The organism is Alkalibacterium iburiense, assembly GCF_039521845.1.
GTDB lineage: Bacteria > Bacillota > Bacilli > Lactobacillales > Carnobacteriaceae_A > Alkalibacterium > Alkalibacterium iburiense.
Map to the genome: position 1 here is coordinate 1 of NZ_BAAACW010000149.1, position 10,293 is coordinate 10,293.

The 10,293-nt window shown below is 40.1% G+C and carries 14 protein-coding genes; 6 read left to right on the top strand and 8 right to left on the bottom strand.

Translation table 11 applies throughout. The features are described from left to right. The first annotated feature begins 106 nt into the window (after nt 1–106). The gene (locus ABDZ53_RS11520; RefSeq protein ID WP_343756667.1) at nt 107–286 is read left to right on the top strand and encodes a glycine zipper domain-containing protein; all 180 of its coding nucleotides are present in this window, start codon (nt 107–109) and stop codon (nt 284–286) included. An 8-nt stretch (nt 287–294) separates the two neighbouring features. Further along, nucleotides 295–453: a glycine zipper domain-containing protein gene (locus ABDZ53_RS11525; RefSeq protein WP_343756669.1), complete on the top strand. Its 159-nt coding sequence runs from the start codon at nt 295–297 to the stop codon at nt 451–453. Nucleotides 454–574: 121 nt separating this feature from the next. Here the strand turns inward: ABDZ53_RS11525 and ABDZ53_RS11530 are convergent, their stop codons facing one another. The 6 genes from ABDZ53_RS11530 to ABDZ53_RS11555 all read right to left on the bottom strand — a co-directional run bounded on the left by ABDZ53_RS11530 (nt 575) and on the right by ABDZ53_RS11555 (nt 4,141). After that, nucleotides 575–1,459, bottom strand: coding sequence for a hypothetical protein (locus ABDZ53_RS11530; RefSeq protein ID WP_343756671.1), 885 nt, complete (start codon nt 1,457–1,459; stop codon nt 575–577). A 255-nt stretch (nt 1,460–1,714) separates the two neighbouring features. Continuing rightward, entirely contained in the window at nt 1,715–1,936 is a 222-nt protein-coding gene (locus ABDZ53_RS11535) for a DUF6054 family protein (protein ID WP_343756673.1), read from the bottom strand. Between the two features lie 15 nt (nt 1,937–1,951). After that, nucleotides 1,952–2,074 carry a hypothetical protein gene (locus ABDZ53_RS11540; protein WP_343756675.1) on the bottom strand — a complete coding sequence of 41 codons (123 nt, stop codon included), beginning with the start codon at nt 2,072–2,074 and terminating at the stop codon, nt 1,952–1,954. A 208-nt stretch (nt 2,075–2,282) separates the two neighbouring features. Then, a complete protein-coding gene (locus ABDZ53_RS11545) occupies nt 2,283–2,624 on the bottom strand; it encodes a DUF6054 family protein (protein ID WP_343756677.1) in 342 nt (113 codons plus the stop codon). A gap of 16 nt (nt 2,625–2,640) precedes the next feature. Next, the gene (locus ABDZ53_RS11550; protein ID WP_343756679.1) at nt 2,641–3,627 is read right to left on the bottom strand and encodes an NAD(P)H-quinone oxidoreductase; all 987 of its coding nucleotides are present in this window, start codon (nt 3,625–3,627) and stop codon (nt 2,641–2,643) included. Continuing rightward, the gene (locus ABDZ53_RS11555; protein ID WP_343756681.1) at nt 3,605–4,141 is read right to left on the bottom strand and encodes a DNA topology modulation protein; all 537 of its coding nucleotides are present in this window, start codon (nt 4,139–4,141) and stop codon (nt 3,605–3,607) included. Before ABDZ53_RS11555 ends, ABDZ53_RS11550 begins: the two co-directional genes overlap by 23 nt. Nucleotides 4,142–4,266: 125 nt before the next feature. Here ABDZ53_RS11555 and ABDZ53_RS11560 point away from each other — a divergent pair, with 125 nt between their 5' ends. Together ABDZ53_RS11560 and ABDZ53_RS11565 are read left to right on the top strand one after the other, a co-directional pair. After that, nucleotides 4,267–5,196 (top strand): ring-cleaving dioxygenase, encoded by a 930-nt coding sequence (locus tag ABDZ53_RS11560; protein ID WP_343756683.1) that lies wholly within the window; start codon nt 4,267–4,269, stop codon nt 5,194–5,196. Nucleotides 5,197–5,207: 11 nt separating this feature from the next. Continuing rightward, nucleotides 5,208–5,822, top strand: coding sequence for an alpha/beta hydrolase (locus ABDZ53_RS11565; protein ID WP_343756685.1), 615 nt, complete (start codon nt 5,208–5,210; stop codon nt 5,820–5,822). 64 nt (nt 5,823–5,886) lie between these two features. Here the strand turns inward: ABDZ53_RS11565 and ABDZ53_RS11570 are convergent, their stop codons facing one another. Both ABDZ53_RS11570 and ABDZ53_RS11575 read right to left on the bottom strand, forming a co-directional pair. After that, a complete protein-coding gene (locus ABDZ53_RS11570; protein ID WP_343756687.1) occupies nt 5,887–6,255 on the bottom strand; it encodes a YccF domain-containing protein in 369 nt (122 codons plus the stop codon). Between the two features lie 20 nt (nt 6,256–6,275). After that, on the bottom strand, nt 6,276–7,463 hold the full coding sequence (locus ABDZ53_RS11575) for a GNAT family N-acetyltransferase (RefSeq protein ID WP_343756689.1): 1,188 nt from the start codon (nt 7,461–7,463) through the stop codon (nt 6,276–6,278). A gap of 125 nt (nt 7,464–7,588) precedes the next feature. Here ABDZ53_RS11575 and ABDZ53_RS11580 point away from each other — a divergent pair, with 125 nt between their 5' ends. Both ABDZ53_RS11580 and ABDZ53_RS11585 read left to right on the top strand, forming a co-directional pair. Beyond that, the gene (locus tag ABDZ53_RS11580; RefSeq protein ID WP_343756691.1) at nt 7,589–8,776 is read left to right on the top strand and encodes a M20 family metallopeptidase; all 1,188 of its coding nucleotides are present in this window, start codon (nt 7,589–7,591) and stop codon (nt 8,774–8,776) included. A 386-nt stretch (nt 8,777–9,162) separates the two neighbouring features. After that, the gene (locus ABDZ53_RS11585) at nt 9,163–10,086 is read left to right on the top strand and encodes an ATP-grasp domain-containing protein (RefSeq protein ID WP_343756693.1); all 924 of its coding nucleotides are present in this window, start codon (nt 9,163–9,165) and stop codon (nt 10,084–10,086) included. Nucleotides 10,087–10,293: the final 207 nt, after the last annotated feature.

Genomic DNA, 10,293 nt, shown 5'->3' on the forward strand with positions numbered 1-10,293 from the left:
CATCCAACCCTATTATAAAGGACTTTTTTATGTCATGAAACAGTTAAATGTTTTAATGCAACACTAGTGATCAGAAATATATTATTAAAGTACAAAGGAGCATATAATGGGAGATGAAAAGAAAACAACCCCTTCGGAAACGACCGGTATGGGAATGGGGTTAGGCTTATCCCTTGGCGTCTTGTTTGGAATAGTATTTGACAATTTGGCTATGGGGATCGCACTTGGTGTCATCTTTGGCTCAACTGGCGGCTTTGGATGGGGTAAGAAAAAAGAGAAGGAATAGGGAGCGGTATGAGTAAAAAAAATAAAGACTCAGGATTTACAGTCGCTTATGGTATTTCTTTTGGTATGCTCGGTGGAACGGTAGTGGGTTTACTCATAGATAATATCAGTATGGGGATTGCATTTGGTGTATTAGGTGGTATTGTCATTGGGAGTCTGTTTGATTAACTAATATAAATAAAAGTCTAGAAGATTTCATCTTTTTTCTTCTGGACTTTTATTTGATTTTACGATCATTTATTTATACTTGTTTTGAAATTTCTATTTTCTTTCACCTAACATTATGATGTTAGAACTTACCTTCTGATAAGTCATATGTCACACTATTTGAAAATACATATGAATAAAATAGTGACAGTGTTTTGATATCATCTTTAGAAACACCAGCTTCTTGCATATTCTTTAACAGGGGTACAATGACTGATTTAAAATATGGTCTATCAATTTTTCTCGGAATTTCTTTATTTTGATTAAACTGGTGTCTCTTTATTAAAGATTTCCAAACTTTTTCAGCCGTTACCTGATCTCTTTCTCTCTGAATTCTTGCGACCTCTTCTTTTTTCCTTGCTTCTTCTTTTTCTACTTGTATGACCTTCTTCATTTTAGCTTCACTCATTTTTATCAAAAAAGTGAGGTCCATCTTAATGACTTCATGTAGCAATTCATTTGGTAATTCTCCCCAAAGAAAATCTCCTACGATATCTTCCATAATAATGAAACGAATGATTGCTTTGGCGGATGAGAGATCTTCATCATAATGTTTTGCAGTTTCGATATAAGCAATTAGTAAGTCATTTTTTTCCAACAGTAGCATTTCCACCGCTTCACCGAGTTGTTTCCCTACCCATTCATAGGTCAATTGGTATAAACTTTCACTATAACCTTCATGATATAGCCCGAAGCCACTAACATAAGAAGGTGTTGTATGTCCTGTGTACTCTCTTTCTACAAAATCTTCTAGCGAAGCATAGCTTCGACTATCAAACGGTATATTCGTCTCTTCTAAACTTCCACTGCGATCCCAAGGAGGGTCATTGGTATGAATGACCTCTATTTTTGTTCTTTGTAAGAATATTCGAGTAATCCATTCCGATACTTCTTGAACATAATCATGTTTATTTCTTAATGCACTTTCTTCAGTTTTCTCTTCAAGTAACTTACAAAATACGTCCATTTTTTCTATGGTACACCCTCCTATGAAAACGCTTCGTTTAATTATTTTAATTATACTAAACGGAACACAAGTTCGCAACATTTCTCGTGAAACTAACTATTAAAATATAGCACCTCATTTACAGAGCACCGGCAATAACAATTCTTTGAGAGTTCAATCAAAAAAAAACGGTATCTCCAGTTTTACAGAGCTATCGTTTCTTTTATTTTATGTATGTGTCCATTCCTTCGTCTATATTTTTTCAGGGGGGTTATTTCAAAATTGTGTCTCTTCCTTTTGTACCAGATAGTTCTCCACTGATTGTGCGCACAATTCTAGGAATGCGTCTTCTCCAATCGCCAGCATTCTATAAAAGATGGCTTGGCTGCCTCCAGAAGTAATAGCGGAGAGGTACAAGTCTCTGCCATTTCCAACAATAGTGATGCTCAAGCTGACTCGAACGGTTCCTATCATACTGTAACGCTCATATACTCTCACCGCTACCCTAGTTTCTCACACAAAGTAGTCACTGCCATCTTCGAATGTAGCTGAAGGAGTTCCTTCCGTCAAATCTACATGTAGTCTATCTAACAAATCATCCATATTTCCATCAAGGGTATACTCGTATTTCGCCATTGCATTTCCTACTTTCCATAGTTATATAGTAAAGCAACTCGTCTTCTTTTTAGTTAAATTTAAACTCTCACTTAAAAAAGATTTCTTTGAGGATAGTGTAACATCACAGGATTGAAAGGGATATATAGTTATGAGAATCGTCTGACACCAAGACTTTCATGGTCCAGAAGGCAGTTCATTGACTAGCCTCCTGGACCTTCTACTTTATTTACTGATCTATATATTTTTCTACTGCTTTCACACATGATTTTAGAAAGCTTTCTTCTCCAAAGGTGTTCACTTTGTAAAAGAGAGCTTGACTCCCTCCAGAAGTAATAGCCGTGAGGTACAGACTATTTCCTTTTTCGACAACAGTGATATTCATGCTGACTCGATTTGATCCCACCATACTGTAGCGTTCATATACTCTTACAGCCACCTTGACATTTCCTAAATCGAGCATACTCCCATCTTCATATGACGCAGTCGCGCTGGCTTCTGTAATCTCTTCATGCAAACTATCTAGTAAGTCTTCAAAATCACCTTTAAGAGCACACTCAAATTTAGCCATTGTTTTCCTTCTTCCCTTATTCTTCTGTTATTTTGATAATAATTTTACCAATGTTCTCATTGTCTTCCATTTGTCTATGGGCTTCTTTCACTTCACTGAAAGGAACAACTGAGTGAATAACGGGTTTTAACCGTCCGTCTTCAAATAATGGCATGGATCGGTCGATAAATTCTTGTGTCAACTTAGCTTTATAGGCATCGCTTCGAGGAGTCAGGACGGTGCCCTTCAAAGACAGTCGTTTGCCCATAATGCTTCCAATAGAAAAATCATCCACTTCCGACCCACCTAATGTGCCTATCAATACCCATCTTGAATCAATCGCTGCGCTGGCCAGATTTTTCTCCCAATAAGAAGCACCGACAAAGTCTAAAATGACATCCACTCCTGTTCCGTCTGTTACTTCATTTATAATCTTTTCAAAATTCTCTTTTTTATAATTGATAACATGGTCAGCACCTAATTCTTTGGCAAAATCTAACTTTTTGCTTTGACCTGCCGTAGTGAAAACCTCAGCCTCACTCAATTGTTTAGCTAGTTGAATGGCTGCAGTTCCAACTCCACTTCCTCCTGCATGGATCAGTATTCTTTCCTTGTTTTTCAATTCACCTAACCAGTACATCGTTTGGTAGGCCGTTAAAAAGACCTCGGGTATAGCAACAGCTTCGGTCATCGTCAAGCTCTCTGGTATGACCATCGCTCGGTCAGCGGGCATGGTTACGTATTCAGCATACCCTCCATGGTTCACTAGACCAGCTACACGTGTTCCCGGTTTTAAACGGGAGATGGAAGAATGGTTTTCTTCAACTATCCCGCTCACTTCAATGCCTAAAATAGGGTAGGGTTTTTCTAATGATGGATTCTGCCTTGTTAACGTATCCGTACGGTTGACTCCCGCCGCTTTTACCTTAATAAGTAATTCTCCTTTTTCGGGTAAAGGTTTTTCTTTTTCTATCATAATCAAATTATCCCTCGACCCTGGTTCACTGATTGTCCAAGCTTTCATTCTCAAAGTCCTTTCTGAGTTGATTTAAGAAGCGTTTGACTTCTCTTTTTGACGTTAATTGATAAATAGTTTTGTTATCTAGATGTGTGAGGTGTTCAATGATGGCTGGTCGGTTGTGTTTCGGAAAGTTCCAAATATAGTTGAAAAAATTCCAGTCCAGTCTTTCCTTATTTCCTTCAATCATATCCGGCCTTGTTTTATGACGGTACTGAAGGTATCTTTTAAAGGCACGGTAGACGCATATCTGTCGTTTGAAGTCCAAAAAAATAATGAAATCCGATTCTTGAAGCCTGATTGCCATCGTGGCTCCGTAATTCCCATCAATAATCCATTCGTCATGAGCGACGATCTCTTTTTGAAGGGAGATTTGAGTCTCGCGATCCACCATTTGCCAATTCGGCTTCCACATCAGCCGATCCAGATGATAGACAGGAAGGTGGGTTATACTGGCTAACTCCCTTGCTAAAGTAGACTTACCTGAACCTGGGGAACCAATAATACTGATTTTTTTCATTTGACCACCTCATTCATCTCTGTCTCTTGATTATATCACACTCTTTTCTTAAGTTGACAAAGAGAAAGGTCAGCGTTATACTATATATAGTTCGAATTCGAGATAAATAACAAGGAGAGAGTTTTATGAAAAAAACATTAGGTATTCACCATATTACAGCTATTGTCGGGCACCCACAGGAAAATGCTGAATTTTACGGGAAAGTATTAGGTTTGCGTCTCATAAAAAAAACGGTTAACTTTGATGACCCTCAGACCTACCACCTCTACTTTGGGAATGAAGGAGGAAAACCAGGCACGATTATTACCTTTTTCCCTTGGTCTAATGCCCGTGAAGGAAGAATCGGTGGCGGGCAAGTCGGCGTCACAACTTATGCTGTTCCAACAGGTAGTTTTGATTTCTGGCGGAATCGTCTGACAGAACACTCTGTCACCTTTAAAGAAACAGAACGTTTCGGAGAGTCCTATCTTCAGTTTGATGACGTTCATGGCTTAAAATTAGAACTGGTTGAACGAGAAGAAGGAGAAGCCAATACGTGGTCTAACTTTGGCTTGTCACCTGAAGTGGCTATCAAAGGTTTTGCAGGATCTGTATTGTACTCACTTAAACCAGAAGATACGGTCAAAACATTAACAGACACCATGGGCTTTGTTAAAGTTGGTGAAGAAGACGGTCTAATACGATTGAAATCAGAAGCTGACATTGGCAATACTGTTGAAGTGCCTGTTGAAGCTGTGCCAAATGGACGAATCGGTGTCGGTATGGTTCACCACATTGCTTGGAGAGCCCATGATAAAGAGGATCACTTGGACTGGCAGAAACATGTAGCCGATCATGGCTTTAACGTCACAGAGGTCAAAGACAGAAACTATTTTGATGCGATTTACTTTAAGGAACCCGGGAATATCCTATTTGAAATTGCGACGGATACGCCTGGCTTTGCACACGATGAGTCTTATGAGACAATGGGGTCAGAATTGAAATTACCCCCACAATACGAACAGAACCGTGAGGAATTGGAACGCATCCTTCCTCCTATCAATTTAACAGAATAAGGAGAGATACCATGAATCACACACATGTTTTTAAAGAAGGAAAAGACTTAAACGGACCTACCCTGCTCTTATTACATGGGACAGGCGGAGATGAGAACGACTTACTGCCTTTAGCAGAACGCATTGATCCAGATGCTAATGTATTGAGTGTCAGAGGGAATGTAAACGAAAATAGCATGAACCGGTACTTTAGACGCTTGGAAGAAGGCGTGTTTGACGAGGAAGATTTAGTTTTCCGTACGAAAGAGCTCGCAGCTTTCTTAGATGAAGCAGCTGAAAAATATGGTTTCGACCGATCGAAAGTTGTGGCTGTCGGGTATTCAAATGGAGCGAACATTGCAGGAAGTTTGCTTTTCCATTATGAAGATGCCTTAGCCGGTGCTGTGCTGCATCATCCCATGGTGCCTTTAAGAGGGTTAGAATTACCCAACTTATCTGATTTACCCGTATTTATCGGTGCCGGTACAAACGATCCTATTTGTCCAGCTAGAGAGTCTGAAGACTTAGAGTCCTTACTCAGCCAAGCAGGCGCAAACGTGACCTTACATTGGGAAGATTACGGCCATCAATTAACAAACACAGAAGTTCAGCAAGCCGCTGAATGGTATCAGAGTCTATTTAATTAGTTTCATTTTAACTGAAAGAGGGAATCAGCCTGATTAAACAAGCTGACTCCCTCTTCTTTTGTATTTATGCGGTTCTGTAAAGACGGGCACCAAAGGGAAGAAGGGCTAACTTGGCTAGCTTAAAGTGCTGCAAACCGAAAGGTATGCCTATAATGGTTAGACACAATAAAATACCCAAGCCCACTTCTTCAATAGCTAAAGCAAAGCCACCAAAAATCATCCATAAGATATTCAGTAAGAAAGACGCGCCCCCTCTGCCAAATTCCACTTCTCTTCCAAATGGGGCACCAGCCATTTTCGCAAATTTAAAACACTGTTTTCCGACTGGAATCCCTACAATCGTAATGGACCAGAGGATACCTAAAAGAACCCATGTAAAAAATGTGATAAAGCCTCCAAATATAAACCATGCTATATTTCCTAGTATTCTCAATAAAATTCTCCTCACACAAATTAAAAGAAATCATATAATTCTGGTTGTTTCTTTTCTATCAGCTCTTCTAAAGCTTTTATCGTCTCTAGTTTACCATGTAGCTTTTCCTGATGATATAGGTCTTCAGACGTACGTGTCCCCATGAACAGTTGCGACCAGGTTTGAATATCAGCCGATATTTTTTCATCTGAAGGATTCCCTTCTCCCTTTTTAACCTCTGTTGCATGGCCATCGGTATTCAGTGTGTATACCCCATTATTCCAATCGGCAAAATCATTCTCTACTTCCAACACGAAGCTTTGATTCGCCCCTTCTTTAAAGGGATAAGCCTTTAAAAAGGCCTCAAAGTCCACAATACGAGCCATCATGCCGGATACCCACTGTTGTTCTGCTCGTGGTTCATTAAATAAATGAGACAGGTTATTGACTGCTCCGGTTTTAAACGTGAAGGTATCAAATTGTGAATCATGGGAAGCGATAAAGGACCACAGTGCTTTTTCTGCCTGACCTGTCAAGGCAACGAGCTCTTCTATAGTGAAAACTAAGCCTCCCTGATCATTAAAGCGGTAAAAAATATAGCCTTCCGGATCCCCGGATTCATTTCTGTAAACAGCGATGGTACGGTCTGAACTTCTGAGTTTGTTTTCTTTCCAAACCCACTCTTCCCGGTCTACCGGCCCAACCGCGTTCTCATATTTTTGTGTATACAGCTGTTTAATCACATCTTGCTCATTTTTCCATTTGACCCGTTCGACCGTCCCTTTCATCTTTTTCGGTTTGAAATTAAAGGAAAAATCGGTGAAGCGATACTCTCTGTATTCAAAGGCCAGCTCATAACCGTACTGTCTGTAAAAGCGATACGAAAAAGGGGATAAATAAGAAAGCAGCATCCCTTCTTTCCTCATGATAGAAAGGGTTTCTTTAAATAATTCCCGAATATTGCCTTGACCGCGTGCCTCAGGATAGCTGGCCACATTAGCAATACCTCCCATAGGCAGTTTCTTTCCGTGCATGAAGGCTTGATATTGGCGAATAATTAACGCTGATTGCAGCGAACCCTCTTCATCATACACACCTAAGGGAATAATAGAATCCCAAATGACATCCGTTCGCTCTTCTCTATTGCCAGCCGGATCTGCCGGGAAAGCATAGTTCTGCAAGTCAAAGTACGCTCCTAATTTTTGTGACGAAATGTATTTAATGGTCATCTGTCTCTTCCTTTCTCTCTCGCATAGTCGCCTATAAGGCCAATTTATGCAAAAATTAATCTAATACTAGTATACTATAGATAGCGACTAGCTACAGGATATTCGATTATTAAAGGAGGAACACCATGACTTTTTTAGAAAAAGTAATGCACACACTAGAAGAAAAAGAAGACAGAATGATTGAGATACGACGCTACCTCCATGCTCATCCAGAACTTTCTTTTGAAGAAGAGGAAACAGCTGCCTATATTGCAGACTTTTATAAAGACGTGCCGATCGACTCTATCGAAACGAATTTCGGTGGCAACAGAGGGATTGTCGTGGATATCAAAGGAGGAAAGGAAGGAAAAACCTTAGCCTTGCGTGCCGACTTTGATGCTCTGCCTATAAAAGAAGAGACTGATTTACCGTATGCTTCGAAGAACGAAGGAGTGATGCATGCGTGTGGTCATGATGCCCATACCGCCTATATGCTTGTTTTAGCGGAAACATTGGCAGAAATGAAAGACCAATTGAAGGGTAATATTCGTATCATCCACCAGCCTGCAGAGGAAATGCCTCCAGGAGGTGCTATTGATATGGTGAAAGCTGGTGTGCTAGACGGAGTGGATGCCGTACTCGGTATTCATGTCATGTCTTCTATGGAAAGTGGCAAAGTCTTTTACCGTAGTGGCGAAACCCAAACTGGACGTGCTAAATTTGTGTTGAAAGTCCAAGGAAAAGGCGGACATGGAGCTTCTCCTCATACAGCCAATGACGCGATTGTCGCAGCTAGTGCTTTCGTCATGAATGTTCAAACCATCATCAGCCGACGCATCGATCCGTTTGACACAGCCGTTGTGACTATTGGTTCTTTTGATGGAAAAGGCCAATTCAACATCATAAAAGACGCCGTTACTATAGAAGGTGACGTCCGAGCGATGTCCAATGATGCCAGAGACTTAGTTGAAAAACAAGTTCGTCAAATGTCTAAAGGCCTTGAAGAAATGTATGGTGTAAAAGCTGAATTAGATTATGCCAATGACTACCCTGTTTTAATCAATGATGAGGAAGTGACCGGAAATGTCCGCGATGCTTTAATAGAAGCTAATATTCCTGAAGTTGAAGAAGTTGTCGAGGTCGAAGCGCAATCTCCTTCCGAAGACTTTGCTTATTACCTGCAAGAAAAACCCGGTTCTTTCTTTTATGTAGGAGCACAGCCAAAAGACAAGGACTGGTACCCTCACCATCACCCTAAATTTGATATCGACGAAAACAGCTTGCTTGTTAGTGCCAAATCTATGGCTGCCGTCGTTGCCAAGTATCTGGGTTAGAGGTTTAGAGGCATTCGATTCACATTTCGATGGTTGAATCCCTCTAATGAAAGACTTAGAGAGATTCACGCTCCATTTTTTATGATGAATCAGCCTAATGAGTGAATTAGCGGTGTTAGCTCATGTATTTTTTGGACTAACACCGCTAAAATGATGATTAGCGATGTTAAGTATTATTTTTCCGTAGTTAACGTCTGTAATCTAATTATTAGCGACGTTAACTATTATTTTCGACTCGCTAACGTCCGTAATCATTCTTTCCCATGAAAAAAGTTCTTTAGGACACCTGTCTAAGGAGCTTTTTTGTTTATTCCTGAGACAAACTTGCAATTTTTAGTTCGTTTCAACATAATAATGAGATAACAGACAAAAAGGAGCTTTATTGAATGAAAAAAGTGTACATTCTACATGAAAATAGCGACTGGACAAAACATCTCATAGCCCGACTTGAAGAACTCAACGTGCCGTATGAAGACTGGCATTTAGGAGAAGGACAGGTAGATATTCACGCTTTACCGGAAGATGGCGTGTACTACAACCGAATGAGTGCGAGCTCTCATACGCGTGGAAACCGCTATGCGCCTGAATTAACAGAGCACGTGTTAAGTTGGCTTGAAGAAAAAGGGGCGCGCGTGATTAATGGGACAGGTGCCATAAATCTGGAAGTCAGTAAATTAAAACAGTATATGGCTTTGCAGAAGCATGGTATTCAGACGCCGAAAACTATAGGAGCAGTTGGAAAAGAAAATATCGTAAAAGCTGCCGAACAATTGAATCAGTTCCCCTTTATTATTAAGCATAACCGCGCGGGGAAAGGGTTAGGCGTACAGTTACTGTACTCTATCGATGAATTGCGAGATTATTTAAATGGTCCGGATTTTGAAGAGTCTATTGATGGCATTACTTTAGTTCAACAGTATATTCAATCTGTAGACGGCCATATCGTGCGATCCGAATTTATCGGAGGCCAATACTTCTATGCCGTTAAAGTCGATTCAAGTGACGGTTTTGAATTGTGTCCAGCTGATATTTGTCAAATTGGACCTGATGGCGAGATTCTATCTGAAGAAAGCAAATTTACTATTGTCGATAGACTCCCAGAAGAACACATTCAAAAATATGAAGCCTTCTTAAAAGGTCAAGGCATTGATGTAGCGGCTCTTGAGTTTATTATAGATAAAAACGGTGAGGTCTACACTTATGACGTGAACACCAATACCAACTATAATGAAGACGCTGAAAAAGTAGCCGATAAATATGCCATGCTAGAATTGGCAACGTATTTAAAAGCTGAACTAGACCAACTTTAATCAAAAAACCCATGAGGCTGTCCTCATGGGTTTGTTTTATTTAGCCGGCTTCAATTTTCCAGGATTTTTAGGTTTTTCCCGTTTCTCATACATCTCCATTGAATCATTGTAGCCCCAGACATATGTGAAGATAAAAGCTAGGTAATGCCAAAAGTTCTATGAAAAATCAGATTATTCCTGTTCGAAGGTATGATATTCCCAAATAGG